At 40.7% G+C, this 14,601-nt stretch carries 18 protein-coding genes; 3 read left to right on the top strand and 15 right to left on the bottom strand.

Annotated features, from left to right (window positions below):
- Positions 1-33 precede the first annotated feature (33 nt).
- The 8 genes from AC27JL_RS01150 to zapE form a co-directional block, all read right to left on the bottom strand.
- Entirely contained in the window at positions 34-468 is a 435-nt protein-coding gene (locus AC27JL_RS01150) for a ClpXP protease specificity-enhancing factor (protein WP_487194602.1), read from the bottom strand.
- Positions 468-1,094 (bottom strand): stringent starvation protein SspA, encoded by a 627-nt coding sequence (sspA, locus tag AC27JL_RS01145; protein WP_006792120.1) that lies wholly within the window; start codon positions 1,092-1,094, stop codon positions 468-470. Before sspA ends, AC27JL_RS01150 begins: the two co-directional genes overlap by 1 nt.
- Before the next feature lie 79 nt (positions 1,095-1,173).
- On the bottom strand, positions 1,174-1,917 hold the full coding sequence (locus tag AC27JL_RS01140; RefSeq protein ID WP_006792119.1) for a cytochrome c1: 744 nt from the start codon (positions 1,915-1,917) through the stop codon (positions 1,174-1,176).
- Positions 1,914-3,179 (bottom strand): cytochrome b, encoded by a 1,266-nt coding sequence (locus AC27JL_RS01135; protein WP_006792118.1) that lies wholly within the window; start codon positions 3,177-3,179, stop codon positions 1,914-1,916. Before AC27JL_RS01135 ends, AC27JL_RS01140 begins: the two co-directional genes overlap by 4 nt.
- Entirely contained in the window at positions 3,179-3,769 is a 591-nt protein-coding gene (petA, locus tag AC27JL_RS01130; RefSeq protein WP_006792117.1) for a ubiquinol-cytochrome c reductase iron-sulfur subunit, read from the bottom strand. Before petA ends, AC27JL_RS01135 begins: the two co-directional genes overlap by 1 nt.
- 578 nt (positions 3,770-4,347) lie before the next feature.
- Complete coding sequence (gene rpsI / locus AC27JL_RS01125; RefSeq protein ID WP_086007041.1) at positions 4,348-4,740, bottom strand: 30S ribosomal protein S9; 393 nt, start codon at positions 4,738-4,740, stop codon at positions 4,348-4,350.
- Positions 4,741-4,748: 8 nt separating this feature from the next.
- The gene (gene rplM / locus AC27JL_RS01120; protein WP_002957960.1) at positions 4,749-5,177 is read right to left on the bottom strand and encodes a 50S ribosomal protein L13; all 429 of its coding nucleotides are present in this window, start codon (positions 5,175-5,177) and stop codon (positions 4,749-4,751) included.
- A gap of 270 nt (positions 5,178-5,447) precedes the next feature.
- A complete protein-coding gene (zapE, locus tag AC27JL_RS01115; protein ID WP_487194601.1) occupies positions 5,448-6,536 on the bottom strand; it encodes a cell division protein ZapE in 1,089 nt (362 codons plus the stop codon).
- Positions 6,537-6,668: 132 nt separating this feature from the next.
- Between zapE and AC27JL_RS01110 the strand changes: the two genes are divergently transcribed.
- The 3 genes from AC27JL_RS01110 (at position 6,669) to AC27JL_RS01100 (ending at position 9,781) form a co-directional block, all read left to right on the top strand.
- On the top strand, positions 6,669-7,112 hold the full coding sequence (locus tag AC27JL_RS01110) for a Z-ring associated ZapG family protein (protein WP_008130322.1): 444 nt from the start codon (positions 6,669-6,671) through the stop codon (positions 7,110-7,112).
- Positions 7,113-7,244: 132 nt separating this feature from the next.
- A complete protein-coding gene (locus AC27JL_RS01105) occupies positions 7,245-8,597 on the top strand; it encodes a Do family serine endopeptidase (protein WP_008130320.1) in 1,353 nt (450 codons plus the stop codon).
- 101 nt (positions 8,598-8,698) lie between these two features.
- The gene (locus tag AC27JL_RS01100; protein WP_010555666.1) at positions 8,699-9,781 is read left to right on the top strand and encodes a trypsin-like peptidase domain-containing protein; all 1,083 of its coding nucleotides are present in this window, start codon (positions 8,699-8,701) and stop codon (positions 9,779-9,781) included.
- A gap of 45 nt (positions 9,782-9,826) precedes the next feature.
- Here AC27JL_RS01100 and murA read toward each other — a convergent pair whose 3' ends face one another.
- The 7 genes from murA to AC27JL_RS01065 are packed head-to-tail and all read right to left on the bottom strand — an operon-like array spanning position 9,827 to position 14,492.
- Positions 9,827-11,086 (bottom strand): UDP-N-acetylglucosamine 1-carboxyvinyltransferase, encoded by a 1,260-nt coding sequence (murA, locus tag AC27JL_RS01095; protein WP_008130314.1) that lies wholly within the window; start codon positions 11,084-11,086, stop codon positions 9,827-9,829.
- A 13-nt stretch (positions 11,087-11,099) separates the two neighbouring features.
- Positions 11,100-11,357, bottom strand: coding sequence for a BolA family protein (locus AC27JL_RS01090; protein WP_006792109.1), 258 nt, complete (start codon positions 11,355-11,357; stop codon positions 11,100-11,102).
- Between the two features lie 5 nt (positions 11,358-11,362).
- Positions 11,363-11,656, bottom strand: coding sequence for an STAS domain-containing protein (locus AC27JL_RS01085; RefSeq protein WP_006792108.1), 294 nt, complete (start codon positions 11,654-11,656; stop codon positions 11,363-11,365).
- Positions 11,649-12,329, bottom strand: a complete 681-nt coding sequence (locus tag AC27JL_RS01080) for an MlaC/ttg2D family ABC transporter substrate-binding protein (protein WP_010555664.1) — start codon at positions 12,327-12,329, stop codon at positions 11,649-11,651. Before AC27JL_RS01080 ends, AC27JL_RS01085 begins: the two co-directional genes overlap by 8 nt.
- A 5-nt stretch (positions 12,330-12,334) precedes the next feature.
- Positions 12,335-12,883 carry an outer membrane lipid asymmetry maintenance protein MlaD gene (gene mlaD / locus AC27JL_RS01075; protein WP_006792106.1) on the bottom strand — a complete coding sequence of 183 codons (549 nt, stop codon included), beginning with the start codon at positions 12,881-12,883 and terminating at the stop codon, positions 12,335-12,337.
- A gap of 14 nt (positions 12,884-12,897) precedes the next feature.
- On the bottom strand, positions 12,898-13,677 hold the full coding sequence (gene mlaE, locus AC27JL_RS01070) for a lipid asymmetry maintenance ABC transporter permease subunit MlaE (RefSeq protein WP_487194600.1): 780 nt from the start codon (positions 13,675-13,677) through the stop codon (positions 12,898-12,900).
- A complete protein-coding gene (locus AC27JL_RS01065) occupies positions 13,677-14,492 on the bottom strand; it encodes an ATP-binding cassette domain-containing protein (RefSeq protein WP_074210176.1) in 816 nt (271 codons plus the stop codon). Before AC27JL_RS01065 ends, mlaE begins: the two co-directional genes overlap by 1 nt.
- Between the last annotated feature and the right edge of the window lie 109 nt (positions 14,493-14,601).

The following is a 14,601-nucleotide window of genomic DNA, read 5'->3' as shown; positions in this document are numbered from 1 at the left end:
CCGCTTTTAAGCGGTTTTTTTGTAATCTACATATTATTTTATAACACGTAAATGTGAGCCTTTTTTCTTTTCAGGTTTTTCTGGCGGTGTTTCATCTATATTCTCAGATGAATCAACACTTTCTAGCCCTGTATCAAACTCGTCTTCGTCCTCTAAAAACTCGTCTGCAGTGAAGACTGTACCTTCGCCATTCTCACGGGCGTAAATTGCAAGCACAGCACCTAAAGGTACATAAACTTGCATTGGCTGACCGCCAAAACGCGCGTTAAAACTAAGTTGGGTTAGGTCTAACGAAAACTGTGTTACTGCTGATGGGCTAATGTTAAGCACTATTTGTCCATCTTGCACAAATTGTGTAGGCACTTGCACATTCGCAAAACCAGCGTCCACCACAATATGTGGCGTACATTCGTTATCGACTATCCAATCAAAAAAAGCACGTAATAAATAAGGACGATTAGGCGTCATTATAAACGGATCTCACGCTCAGCTTCAGTTAAAGAGGCTTGGAATGACTCACGTTCGAATAAACGGATCATGTACTCTTTCATCTCTTTAGAGCCTGCACCATTAAGCTCAATACCAAACTCAGGTAAACGCCATAGTAGTGGTGCTAAGTAACAATCTACTAAGCTAAACTCTTCACTCATAAAGTAAGGAGCTTCGCTAAAGATAGGAGCTACTGCAAGTAATGCCTCAGTTAACTCTTTACGAGCTTGTGCTGCATCTGATGTATTATTGCTGATTTTAGCAGCTAAGCTGTACCAATCAGTATCAATGCGGTGCATCATTAAACGGCTACGACCACGCATTACCGGGTAAACAGGCATTAGTGGAGGATGAGGGAAACGTTCATCAAGGTATTCCATGATGATATTTGCCTGATATAAACCAAGCTCACGGTCAATCAGTGTTGGCACTGTACCGTAAGGGTTAATTTCGTGAAGTGCTTCTGGCAGATTATCCTTTTCAGCCAAATGAATATCTACACTTACACCTTTTTCTGCAAGTACGATACGTACTTGATGGCTATACATACAGTTAGCCCCAGAGAAAAGGGTCATTACAGGGCGCTTATTGGCAGCTACGGCCATGCCTACCTCCATTAAATAACTAAAACAGCAATAGGGGCTTAAGCCCCTATTGCAAAATTACCTTTAAATATGTTCAAAATTAATGAACATCTCTCCAGTATTCTTTCTTAAGCATAAATGCCAAGATAAACAGGATAACTAAGAACCCAATTACCTTAATACCTAGCGCTTCCGATTCAAGTCGAGTAGGTTCACCTACGTACTCTAGGAAATTCGTTAAATCACGAACTGCTTGGTCATACTCATCTACACTCATCTCGCCTGAACCATCTGTTTCAGTACCTGTGATATGTACAGTTGTTACACCGTCAACAGTTACTTCTTCAGTTATAGGAGTAGGAACACCCTGAAGTTCTTGTAGAACATGTGGCATACCTACTGATGGAAATAACGTATTATTTACACCAAACGGACGAGACTCATCTTTATAAAATGATTTCAAGTACGTGTAAATCCAGTCACTTCCACGTACACGTGCAACATTAGTTAAATCCGGCGGAGCCGCACCAAACCATTTTGCTGCATCATCTTTAGCCATTGAGTTCTTAATATGGCTACCTACTTTTGAACCATCAAAAATAAGCTGCTCTTGGCCAACTTCCGTTGGAATACCAATATCACGAAAAGTACGTTCATAACGCTGATACTGCATTTGGTGACAACCAAGACAGTAGTTCATGAACAACTTAGCGCCGCGCTGCAAAGATGGCTGATCAGATATATCGTTACCCGCGTCCATTAGTGGAACTGACGGGCCTGCCGCCATTGCAGGTAACATATTTACTGATAAAGCGAATAAACCAATTATTAGTTTTTTCATCATTTCGTTAACCTCTCAGGCAATGGCTTAGTTTTTTCATTCTTACTGTAAACAAATAACAGTACGAAGAACATAAAGTAAGTCACAGTACAAACTTGCGAAACAATTGTTTTAAAGTCAGTTTGCGGTGTAGCACCAACCCAACCTAAAAGAACAAAAGTAACAACAAAGCCTGCAATGTTCCATTTGTGGAAACCACAACGGTAACGAACAGAACGAACTGAACCACGGTCAATCCAAGGCAATAACGCAAGTACTACGATTGACGCACCCATTGCTGCAACACCCATTAATTTATCAGGAATTGCGCGCAAGATTGCGTAGAATGGCGTGAAGTACCAAACAGGGAATATATGCTCCGGTGTTTTAAGTGGGTTCGCCGCTTCAAAGTTTGGCGCCTCTAAAAAGAAACCACCCATAGCAGGCATAAAGAACACAACCCAACAGAACAAGATTAAGAAACCAACCACGCCCACAATATCTTTTACTGTGTAATAAGGGTGGAACGGAATCGCATCAATAATGTCTTTTTTATCAGTGTAGTATTCATGGAACTTAAATTTAGGCTTATCTTCTTCAGGAACCGTGCCTTTTTTACGTTTGTTATCAATACCGTCTGGGTTATTAGAACCCACTTCGTGTAGTGCAACAATGTGTAAAAATACTAAGATAACAATAACCAATGGCAGTGCAATTACGTGTAATGCAAAGAAGCGGTTAAGCGTTGCACCAGAAATTACGTAGTCACCACGGATCCAAAGTGTAAGGTCATCACCAATAACAGGAATGGCCCCGAATAATGAAATGATTACCTGTGCACCCCAGAACGACATTTGGCCCCATGGTAATAAGTAACCCATGAATGCTTCAGCCATTAGGGCTAAGAAAATAAACATACCAAACAACCACAGTAACTCACGTGGTTTTTGGTAAGAACCGTAGATCATGCCACGGAACATATGCAGGTATACAACAATGAAGAATGCTGATGCACCGGTTGAATGCAGATAGCGCAGTAACCAGCCATAATCTACATCACGCATGATATATTCTATTGATGCAAATGCACCTTCAGCAGACGGTACGTAGTTCATTGTTAGCCAAATACCGGTCAGTATTTGGTTAACTAGTACTAACATTGCTAATGAGCCAAAGAAGTACCAAAAGTTAAAGTTTTTAGGTGCTGGATACTGTGCAATATGCATGTTCCAAACACGTGTCATTGGAATTCTGTCGTCAATCCAACCAATAATCTTACCAAACATTAGGCCACCCCTTGTTCTTCGCCCACTAAAATAGTGGTTTCATCAAGAAAAGTATATGGTGGAATTTCTAAGTTTAATGGTGCTGGAACCGATTGAAAAACACGGCCAGCCATATCAAATTTAGAACCGTGACATGGACAATAAAAACCATCATCAGTCCCTTCCACTTTTTCACCAAAGCCACCTTGTAAAAAGCTAGGTGAACATCCTAAATGCGTACAAATACCTACAGCGACAAAAATCTCTGGACGTAATGAACGGTAGTCATTTGTTGATGATTCTAATTGTTGTGGCTCTTGCGATTGCGGATCACGAAGTTGACCTTCGTGTTCTTTCATTTGCTCAAGCATTTTTGGGGTTCGTGATACAACCCATACAGGTTTACCACGCCACTCGACACGTATTAATTGTCCTGGCTCAAGTTTGCTTATATCTACTTCTACAGGCGCACCCGCAGATTTAGCTCGCTCACTTGGATTCCAAGACGCAATAAAAGGAACAGCAGCCCCAGCCGCACCAACACCACCAACAACAGAGGTAGCTATGGTTAAAAAGCGACGTCGGCCATTGTCTACAGGCGCATTGCTCATCCACTTATCTCCACTTACGATTCTCAACACTTGCTATATTGAGAACATCAGTTACAGCAGGTTAATTATTCGAAATTTTTAAAATAGAAATGATCATAATTAAAACCCTTGTTTAAAACAAGGTTATTAACAACTCAGGTCTTGAAAAATATTAATTTCACCAATGGTTTGATTAAGCTAGTTCGAGCACGAGCCGAAAAGTAATAATATCACTTCTGTAAAAACGATGTAGTGACCAAGATCAACTCCACTAAGCGGAAGTTTTAAGACTACACATAGTGTTATAAAACTTGATCGTTTTACTTCCACGCCAATTGTAGCAAAAAATTCCATCAATTAACTGATGGATTTAAACTAATTACGATAATTATTTAACTTTTTTGCACCTATCTGGCTATTTACTTCCTTTCGTTCAATTAATACGCCGTTATTGCACTGTGTGATCATCATAAACAGTAATTTGCAATTACAGCTTAGGCTAACAATTTTTTAAAGCTCAAAGGAATCAGAAGAAATTTATCGCCAATAACAAAAAACCCAGCATAAGCTGGGTTTTTGAATTCTTGATAACGTATAGATTAACGTTTTGAGAACTGTGGACGCTTACGCGCTTTCTTAAGACCCACTTTCTTACGTTCAACTTTACGTGCATCACGAGTAACAAAACCTGCTTTACGAAGTTGTGGACGTAGTGACTCGTCAAACTCCATAAGTGCACGAGTGATACCGTGACGGATAGCACCAGCTTGACCAGTTGTACCACCACCAGAAACGGTGATGAAAAGGTCAAATTTTTCAGTCATATCAACAAGCTCAAGAGCTTGATGAACAACCATGCGTGCTGTTTCGCGACCAAAGTACTCTTCTAAAGAGCGCTTGTTGATTACGATGTTACCAGTGCCTGGGCGTAAGAATACGCGAGCACTTGAACTTTTACGACGACCTGTACCGTAGTATTGATTTGCCATGATAGTGCTCCTTAAATGTCTAGAACCTGAGGCTGTTGTGCAGCATGGTTATGCTCAGTACCTGCGTAAACTTTAAGTTTACGGTACATAGCGCGGCCTAAAGGACCACGTGGCAACATGCCTTTAACTGCTTTTTCGATGATCATTTCAGGCTTTGCAGCTTGAAGTTTATCAAAAGTAGTAGACTTAAGGCCACCTGGAAAACCAGAGTGAGCGTAGTACACTTTATCTTTGAATTTGTTACCAGTTACAGTAACTTTCTCAGCGTTGATAACGATGATGTAATCACCAGTATCTACGTGTGGAGTGTATTCAGCTTTGTGCTTACCGCGTAGGCGATGAGCGATTTCAGTAGCGATGCGACCTAAAGTTTTACCTTCAGCGTCAACTACGTACCAGTCACGTTTTACTGTTTCTGGTTTAGCAACAAACGTTTTCATTTATAAAAATCCAATGTTTTTCAATTAAAACCACAAGTAGTTAATATTAACTACTGCTCTAAGTTTGCTATAACCCCTTCGAGTTTTAGACTTTTGCGCCGCTCATTAGTGGCTAAACTATATGAAGGCATAGAACGCAACGTGGCAGACGCGGGAGTATACCAGCACTTAAATCACATTGCTACCGATCGGTTGTTTTTCCCACAAGAAAATTATCGCTATTTACAAATAAGAGTTGGAAGCGCGCAACGACCGGCATTCTAATTTTTATTAAGCTAAATGTTCTCTTGCTAAATACTCTAACGACTGCATTTCTTGTAAACGGCTTATGCAGCGTTTAAATTCAAAATTTAAGTTACCTTGGGTGTAAAGTTCGGTAATCGGTTTTTCTGCTGAAATAATTAGCGTCACGTGGCGTTCGTAAAATTCATCTACTAGAGCAATAAAGCGCCTTGCTGCATCGTCATTACTTTGGCCAAGCTGTTTTACATTAGAAATAATTACCGTGTTATATAAACGGCTAATTTCCATGTAATCAACTTGGCTACGTGCAGTCTCACACAATTCACTAAATTCGAATAGCACCACACTTTGAGCTACTTTGCGCGTTTTTATTAAGCGCCCTTCTATTTCTATAGATTGATCGAGTTGACCCGGTTCAGCTGACAACTTATCAAAATATTCAAATAGATTTTTATCCGCTTGTTCATCAAGCGGGCTGTGAAAAATCTCAGCTTGTTCTAAGGTTCTCAGTCGATAGTCAATACCCGAATCTACATTCACTATTTCAGTATTAAGTTTTACCAGTTCAATGGCAGGCATAAAACGAGCCCGCTGTAGGCCATTTCTATATAAATCGTCAGGCACAATATTAGAGGTAGCGACTAAAACAATTCCACGAGCAAAAAGCGCTTCCATTAAACCACCCAGTAACATGGCATCCGTTATGTCTTGCACAAAGAATTCATCAAAACAAATGATGTCTGTTTCTGATTTAAATATATCCGCTACTTTTTCCAACGGATTGGTCGTGTTATTTAGTTTTTTTAATTCATCATGCACACGGTGCATGAAACGGTGAAAATGCACGCGTATTTTTCGATCACTTGGTAATGCCTCATAAAAAGTATCAACTAAATACGTTTTTCCACGCCCAACTCCGCCCCAAAAATACAAGCCTTTTATAGGTTCTGGTTCGTTTTTACCAAATAAATTAGCGAAAAAACCTGTTGATTTTGGTTTTGCTTGCGTGAGGTCATCGTATAAACGTTGCAAGTGGCGCACAGCATTTTCTTGTGCTGCGTCGTGTACAAAGTCATCTCGTTTTAAATCTTGTTGATATGTTTGCCAAGGAGTCATATGTATTTTCAGTCAAAACGCAGTTTAATTTGTAAAGCATATTAACACGCATCATAACTCGGGGTATATTACACTTAATATGATTTATAAATGAATCAGCATTCTTTCGTTATTTTCCCAAAGGGGTAGTTTATGGGCACAGTTATATGGGTAGGTTTAATCGTTATTGTTGCGGTTATAGCATTTTTTATTGGTGCATTTGTTACTAAAAAACAGTTCAAACAAGATGAGTTAAAAGAGCAAGCGGAACAAGCGCAAAGCGAACTTGAGCAATACCGCCAAGACGTAGCTGATCATTTAGCAAGCACCAGCAAGCTTGTAAATAAAATGAAAGATAACTACAACCAGCTCTTGAGTCATGTAGAAGAAACTAATCAATTACTGTTAGAAGATAGAAATAAAGAACCAGCAGCCCCTTACTTTTCAAAAGAAACAACAGAGCAATTACAAGCATCTTTAAAAGAGCGTCGTTCTGATCGCTCTTCAGCAGAGGCTCAACCGGCAGACTTTGTGTCAGGTGAGTCTGGTTTATTTGCTGGTGAAAATAAAGTACAGGACCGCTCTAAAGCATCTTGATGAACTTTTTTTTGACCCCATAGTCTTTAGATATAACAGCTTTGTTGTTTTATCTTACTAACAAACTAAAAAAAGGCTGCTTATGCAGCCTTTTTTAATTTTTGTTTTTCCTAAGTGGAGTAAACCTTGACTATGAAAATGAAATTATCACTTATCAGTGCTGCTATTTTATCTACAAGCTTATTAATGAGCCCGGTAGCGTCTTACGCAAAGTTACCAATAGCAGTTAATGGGCAACAGCTACCGACTCTTGCACCTATGCTTGAACAAATCTCCCCTGGTGTTGTGAGTATTCAGGTTTCGGGCTCTAAAGAGGTTCGCCGCCGCGCCGATCCACTTGAGTTCTTTTTTGGCCAGCAACAACCTCGCAGCCAAAAGCGCCAATTTAGTGGTTTGGGTTCAGGTGTGATTATCGATGCAGATGAAGGTTATGTGGTTACTAATAATCACGTGATCCAAGATGCTGAAAAAATGATCGTTACACTCGAAGATGGACGTGAATTTGAAGCTACTAAAATTGGTACAGATAAAGAGTCTGACATTGCACTACTACAAATAGACGCTGATGACCTGACAGAAATCAAACTTGCTAACTCAGACCAATTACGAGTCGGTGATTTTGCAGTTGCTATAGGCAACCCGTTTGGCTTAAGCCACACCGTCACCTCAGGCATTGTTAGTGCCCTTGGACGCAGTGGTTTAAACATTGAAGGTTACGAAGATTTCATTCAAACAGACGCCGCAATTAACCAAGGTAATTCTGGCGGTGCTTTAGTGAATTTAAATGGAGAACTAATTGGCATTAACACCGCTATTTTAGGTGCATCTGGTGGTAACGTTGGAATTGGTTTTGCTATTCCTTCTAACATGATGAAAAACTTGGTTGATCAGATTATTGAGCATGGTGAAGTACGCCGTGGCTCGCTAGGCATATCGGGTCGTCCACTTGATGCGGGCTTAGCCAAAGCACAACAGCTTGATGTTAAACAAGGTGCTTATGTGATGCAGGTAATGGATGATACTGCTGCTAGTAAAGCAGGCATAAAAGCCGGGGATGTTATTGTAAGCATTAATGGCAGCGATATAAGCGGCTTCCATGAACTGCGCAGTAAAATTGCTACATTAGGTGAAGGCAGAGAAATAAAGCTCAGTATTTACCGAGATGGAAAAATAAAAACGCTCAAAGTCACACTCGACGGTGCATCTGGTGTTAAAGCGGTTGGCGAAGAACTGCATCCCGCATTTCAAGGGGCTGAATTAGAAAATGTTCAGAAAAATAACGCAAAGGGGATTGAAATTACCTCTGTCGATCCTCGCTCTCCTTCTGCACGGGTAGGCCTAGAAGAAGGTGACATGATAGTCCAAGTGAACCGCCAACGTGTTGAGACTATTCGCGATATGAATAAAATCATCGAAAATACTAAAGGTAATATTGTACTAGGCGTTAAACGTGGACGTGAGTCTATATTTATCCTAATTCAGTAATTAATCGCAGTATATGTGTAATAAAAATAACAGCGGCACTTGCCGCTGTTATTTTTTTTGTGCCATCATAAAGGGATTGCTCCTTTAATAATAAGAAACTTGTGCTGAAATTCATTAAATTTGTCCTCCCTCCTCTATTTGCAGGTCTCAGTATTGCTTTTTTAGTGGTTTTTTTCAGCCCAAATATGAGAGCAGCGCTGCTGCCTAATGTTCCTATCCCCAGTGCAATGAGTGCAAGCCACTTAAGCTTTTCTGATGCAGTAAAGCGCGCAGCCCCGTCTGTCGTTACTATTTTTTCTGAAAGTATTTCAAAGGAGCCCCGCTACAAAAGAAAAAACACCGTTCAGGAGTTAGGCTCAGGCGTTATTATGTCGCCAGATGGCTATATACTTACTAATTATCATGTTGTTAATAATGCTGATGTCATTATGGTGATTTTAACTGACGGCCGACGTTTTTTTGATGTTCAGCTGATAGGCTTTGATACAATTACAGATCTAGCACTACTTAAAATAAATGCAGAACACCTTCCTGTTATACCCGTAAACGATGACTATACGACTAGCGTGGGAGATGTTGTATTAGCTATTGGCAACCCACTCAACTTAGGGCAAACCATTACACAAGGGATTATTAGTGCCACAGGTAAACAAAAAATCACCGATAGCCCGTTTAATAACCTACTGCAAATGGATGCAGCAATTAATGTAGGAAATTCCGGTGGTGCACTCGTTAATTCAAATGGTGATTTAGTAGGTATTACTTCAGCGCAATTTAAAACCCGCGAAAACTTAAACATTCAAGGCATCTTTTTTGCTGTCCCCTACACCCTAGCTAAGGAAGTAATGGCTAAGCTAATTCGTCATGGCCGTGTAGTGCGTGGTTACTTAGGGTTTGAAGGCACAGCCGTAGACAGTACAGGCAAAGAGGTTAATGACAACTTAACCCCTGTGAGCGGCATGCGTATTACAAATTTAGATCCATTAGGGCCTGCGTGGCAAGCAGGCATTGAAGAACAAGATATTGTAATAAAAATTGCGGGGCTTTCAGTGGCTAATCCACAAAAGGTACTCGAAAAAATTGGCAATACTGAACCAGGTAAAGAAATAGAGTTTGAATTGTATAGAGATGGGAAAATCGAAAAAATAATGGTTACTGTGGCTGAGCTTGAAACCAAACTCTAAATAAAGAAAGGTCGGTGTAATCACACCGACCAGCATTTAAACGTGTTAGCTTGCTTTACGCTTTATGTTAGCGCCTAGCGCGCTGAGTTTATCCTCAATACGCTGATACCCTCTATCAACGTGATAAATACGATCAACAACTGTTTCACCTTGCGCTACAATCCCTGTAAGGATTAAGCTTGCTGATGCTCGTAAATCCGTAGCCATAACTTGAGCGCCAGAAAGACTTTTAGTCTCACCACATATTGCTGTGTTGCCTTCTAAGCGAATGTTTGCACCCATGCGCTGTAACTCAGGCACATGCATGAAACGGTTCTCAAAAATAGTTTCTGTAATTGTCGCGCTGCCGTTAGCCACTACATTAAGTGCAGTAAACTGAGCTTGCATATCGGTTGGGAACCCTGGATGCGGGGCGGTTTTAACATTCACCGCTTTAAGCTCACGACCACGCATATCCAGATAAATAGAATCGTCTTTCACTTCAAGTAAGGCATTTGTCGCGCGCAGTTTTTCAATAACCGGTTCAAGTGAATGAAAGTCTGTGTTTTTACACAATACTTCACCGCCAGCCATTGCTGCAGCAACTAAGAACGTACCTGTTTCAATACGATCCGGTAAAATTTTATGTTCACAACCGGATAAGCGTTCTACGCCTTCAATTTCAATACGGCTCGTCCCTGCGCCCGTAATTTTAGCACCCATTGCAATCAAGCAATTTGCTAAATCGGTAATTTCAGGTTCACGGGCTGCGTTTTCAAGTACTGTTTTACCATCGGCCAACGCTGCTGCCATCAACAAGTTCTCGGTTGCGCCTACACTGACCATCTCCATAAAGATCTCAGCGCCTTTAAGGCGACCATCCACTTTTGCATTGATGTAACCATTTTCGACGCTAATTTGCGCACCTAAACGTTCCATGCCTTGAATATGAATATCAACAGGGCGAGCACCAATAGCACAGCCGCCTGGCAATGAAACTTGTGCCTCACCAAAGCGAGCAACTAAAGGCCCTAATGCTAATACAGACGCGCGCATTTGCTTTACTAAATCGTATGGGGCCAACGTTTTATCAACAGTTGCACCATCAATGACGAGGGTATCACTCTGCCAATTTACATCTGCACCTAATGTTTTTAGCAAAGCTTCTGTAGTTACAATATCGCGTAAGCGTGGCACATTGGTAAATGTACTTTTACCGTCGGCCAAAAGTGAGGCAAATAAAATAGGCAGTGCTGCGTTTTTAGCACCAGAAATAGTCACCTCACCAGCAAGTGAAGTGCCACCTTGAATTACAAATTGATCCATTAGGAGGCCCTATTTATTGCGGTAAAATAAATTTTTGTTCGCGTTTCCACTCAGTCGGTGTAAAAGCACGAATAGAAACTGCATGAATAGTACCGTCTGAAATAGTATTCATTAGTGGACCATATACTAGCTGTTGCTTTTTAACTCGGCTTAAACCGTCGAAGCACTCACCCACGGCAACAACTTCATAATGGCTTCCATTGGCTTTTACATGAACTTCTGCTAATTGAAGTTCTTCGCGTAATAATGTTTCGACTTGGCTAGTTTCCATAACTCTCACTCAAATAGGGTTGTAACTTGACCCAATTGCATTAAATTTTGCAATTGCTCAGGTGGATTTTGCAATTCAAGGCGAATACCTTGCTGCTTTAATTCTGCAAAAGAGTGAATTAACCAAGCTAAGCCGGCTGTGTCAACCCTTGACACCCCACTTAGGTCAAAATAGATGGTTTTATGCTTAGTTTGTAGCTGCTTGTTCAGAAGTTGTTCATCGCCAATTGAATTTCGAGAGAGCTCGCCGCTCGCTCGAAACTGTTGATCATCAATTTGGCTTATCGCCAATTTAGTCATTCGAGCTACTGCCTCTAAATTGAACTGGAAGCTTACTTTTTTGCTCTAAAAGGTCACTTACCTTATCAATACCTTGCTGACGCAAAATACCTTGTAGCTCACTTTGCTTAGCATCTAACAAGCTTATCCCTTCAGCAATCATGTCGTATGCACGCCACTGACCACTACGATCTTCACGAACTTTAAAATCAATGCGGATATCTGGCTTACCATCTTCGATAATTTTTGTTTTTACTACAACCACATCCTGACCTTTAAATGGTTGCGGTGCACCAAATTCAACGTGTTGGTTAGTATATTGGGTAAATACACCTGCATACGTAGCAACTAAATACTCTCTAAACACGCCAATAAAGCGCTGAATATCTTTAATTGCTTGTGCTTTTTCAGCATCATCTGTGATTGCGCGCACTTTAGATACTTCACTTCCTAATACACGCAGTGCTGCGTATTTATAATCAATATAGGGCATCAACTCTTCTTCAACGATAACGCGAAGATACTCTTGATCTTTAACAATCAATGGTTGATCTTTTTTGATTCGGTCAAATGTATGCTCTGATACCTTGCGCACCATTTTATTTGGATCGTCTAACTTTACTTCTGCAGCACTCACCGTTTGCATTAGGCTTAATGCGCTAAGCGTTATAATAGCTAAATACTTTTTCAACATAATAATTACTCACTACCTTGGTTGAATAAAAACTGCCCAATTAATTCTTCTAACACAATGGCAGACTTGGTATCAATAATTGAATCCCCATTCCCTAGCGCCTTACTTTCTACGCCAAATAAGTCATCAATTGCAGTATCTTGTTCATTGTTGGTTACTGTTTCACCTAAACAACGCTGTTCAGCTGAGCTGGAGGCAATAACAGGATTTATACCTAAGTATTGCTCGCCTAAAATACCCGATGTAAGTATGGATATTGAGCTTGTATCTGAAAAACGACATAAGTATTGCGCATCAATAGTCATATCAACCACAGGTAAAAACTCTTTTGGATGAACATAAATTGACTCAACGCGACCAATTACCACACCACCTACTTTGATGGGGGCTCGTGCTTTTAATGAGCCAATGTTTTCAAACTTTGCATTGAGTGAATAGGTTTCGCCTGAGCCACTAATACCTGCATTCGCTACTTTAAGCGCTAACATAGCAAAAGCTAAAATGCCAAGCGCTACAAAAAAGCCAACTAAAATTTCTAATTTCCGTGAATTCATTATTTATACCCTAATTAGCTGGTAAACATTACCGCTGTCAAAATAAAGTCGAAACCTAAAACGGCCAATGACGAATGTACAACTGTCTCGGTAGTTGCCTTGCTGATCCCTTCCGACGTTGGAACACAGTCATAGCCTTTGTAAAGTGCAATCCAAGTAACCACTATTGCAAATACAAAGCTTTTAATTATGCCGTTTAGTACATCAGCCTGAAACGACACTTGCGATTGCATAATTGACCAAAAGCTACCGGTATCTACACCTAACCAATCAACCCCGACTAAATGAGCCCCTATAATTGCAACGGCAGAGAATATAATTGCAAGTAAAGGCATGCTAATAAAACCGGCCCAAAAGCGAGGTGCAATAATACGTTTAAGTGGATCAATTGCCATCATCTCTAATGATGAGAGTTGTTCGGTGGCTTTCATTAGGCCTATTTCTGCGGTAAGTGCACTACCTGCACGCCCAGCAAATAATAGCGCGGTAACTACAGGGCCTAGCTCACGCAGTAAACTCAATGCTACAAGTGGCCCTAAGCTATCTTCAGCACCATACCCTACTAATACGGTGTAGCCTTGCAATGCGAGTACCATACCGATAAACAAGCCTGATACCATAATAATAAGCAGCGACTGCGAACCCACCATATAAAGCTGGCGAATAAGCAGCGGAGTGCCTTTTTTAAGATTAGGAACATGCGCGAGTGCACTGAACAACATGTAAGCTGAGCGACCAAGGGCAGCAAAGCGACCCAGAGTTTTATGCCCTAACTTTTGAAACAAATCCAACATTAGGCTTTTTCTCCAAGCAACTCATCTGCATAGGCTTGCGCGGGGAAATGAAATGGCACAGGACCATCAGACAAACCTTTTAAAAATTGCTGAACTAGCTCAGATTCATGATTGCGCATTTCATCTGGCGTACCTGAGCCTATTACGCCCTGATCGGCAATAATAATAACGTGATCGGCAATACTCATTACTTCAGTTACATCATGGGTCACAATTAAAGACGATAAACCTAATACTTGATTGAGCGATTTAATTAACTTTACAAGCACGCCCATTGAGATAGGATCTTGGCCAGCAAACGGTTCGTCATACATGATGAGCTCTGGATCGAGCGCTATTGCGCGAGCAAGAGCAGCACGCCTTGCCATCCCACCTGATAACTCTGAGGGCATTAAATCTTTAGCTCCGCGTAAACCCACAGCCTGCAGCTTCATTAACACCACTAAACGAATAAGATCTTCACTTAGTTTTGTGTGCTCACGAATCGGAAAAGCAATATTGTCAAACACAGACATGTCGGTAAACAAGGCACCACTTTGAAATAGCATGCTCATTTTTGTACGCGCTTCGTATAATTCTGAACGCGTCATGGAAGGAATACTGCCACCTTCAAATAAAATATCACCCGAATCAGGTTTTAATTGGCCACCAATTAAACGCAACATCGTGGTTTTACCAATACCGCTTGGCCCCATAATCGCAGTGATTTTGCCTTTAGGCACACTAAAGCTCATATTTTTATATATGACCCTATCGCCCCTGGAAAAGCTAACATCCTTGACTTCTACTATTGATTGCGACAAGTCGCTCTCCATAAAAATGTTCACTAGTGCCCCTATTTTAAATCTTTTTGATCCAATATGGAAAAAACAATTCGTAAGATTTTGTAATGTACGTTTAAAACACACATTAAGACTCACTCAT

Source organism: Pseudoalteromonas sp. 4NS20-0020, from assembly GCF_057554385.1.
Note: the sequence above shows the minus strand (reverse complement) of the source record. Positions and strands in the feature narration are given on the sequence as shown.

What these genes read in the sequence shown, in the direction of transcription:
- AC27JL_RS01150 (WP_487194602.1), bottom strand. Translation starts at nt 468, where the DNA reads ATGACGCCTAATCGTCCTTATTTATTACGTGCTTTTTTTGATTGGATA.
- sspA (WP_006792120.1), bottom strand. Translation starts at nt 1,094, where the DNA reads ATGGCCGTAGCTGCCAATAAGCGCCCTGTAATGACCCTTTTCTCTGGG.
- AC27JL_RS01140 (WP_006792119.1), bottom strand. Translation starts at nt 1,917, where the DNA reads ATGATGAAAAAACTAATAATTGGTTTATTCGCTTTATCAGTAAATATG.
- AC27JL_RS01135 (WP_006792118.1), bottom strand. Translation starts at nt 3,179, where the DNA reads ATGTTTGGTAAGATTATTGGTTGGATTGACGACAGAATTCCAATGACA.
- petA (WP_006792117.1), bottom strand. Translation starts at nt 3,769, where the DNA reads ATGAGCAATGCGCCTGTAGACAATGGCCGACGTCGCTTTTTAACCATA.
- rplM (WP_002957960.1), bottom strand. Translation starts at nt 5,177, where the DNA reads ATGAAAACGTTTGTTGCTAAACCAGAAACAGTAAAACGTGACTGGTAC.
- zapE (WP_487194601.1), bottom strand. Translation starts at nt 6,536, where the DNA reads ATGACTCCTTGGCAAACATATCAACAAGATTTAAAACGAGATGACTTT.
- AC27JL_RS01110 (WP_008130322.1), top strand. Translation starts at nt 6,669, where the DNA reads ATGGGCACAGTTATATGGGTAGGTTTAATCGTTATTGTTGCGGTTATA.
- AC27JL_RS01105 (WP_008130320.1), top strand. Translation starts at nt 7,245, where the DNA reads ATGAAAATGAAATTATCACTTATCAGTGCTGCTATTTTATCTACAAGC.
- murA (WP_008130314.1), bottom strand. Translation starts at nt 11,086, where the DNA reads ATGGATCAATTTGTAATTCAAGGTGGCACTTCACTTGCTGGTGAGGTG.
- AC27JL_RS01090 (WP_006792109.1), bottom strand. Translation starts at nt 11,357, where the DNA reads ATGGAAACTAGCCAAGTCGAAACATTATTACGCGAAGAACTTCAATTA.
- AC27JL_RS01085 (WP_006792108.1), bottom strand. Translation starts at nt 11,656, where the DNA reads ATGACTAAATTGGCGATAAGCCAAATTGATGATCAACAGTTTCGAGCG.
- AC27JL_RS01080 (WP_010555664.1), bottom strand. Translation starts at nt 12,329, where the DNA reads ATGTTGAAAAAGTATTTAGCTATTATAACGCTTAGCGCATTAAGCCTA.
- mlaD (WP_006792106.1), bottom strand. Translation starts at nt 12,883, where the DNA reads ATGAATTCACGGAAATTAGAAATTTTAGTTGGCTTTTTTGTAGCGCTT.
- mlaE (WP_487194600.1), bottom strand. Translation starts at nt 13,677, where the DNA reads ATGTTGGATTTGTTTCAAAAGTTAGGGCATAAAACTCTGGGTCGCTTT.
- AC27JL_RS01065 (WP_074210176.1), bottom strand. Translation starts at nt 14,492, where the DNA reads ATGGAGAGCGACTTGTCGCAATCAATAGTAGAAGTCAAGGATGTTAGC.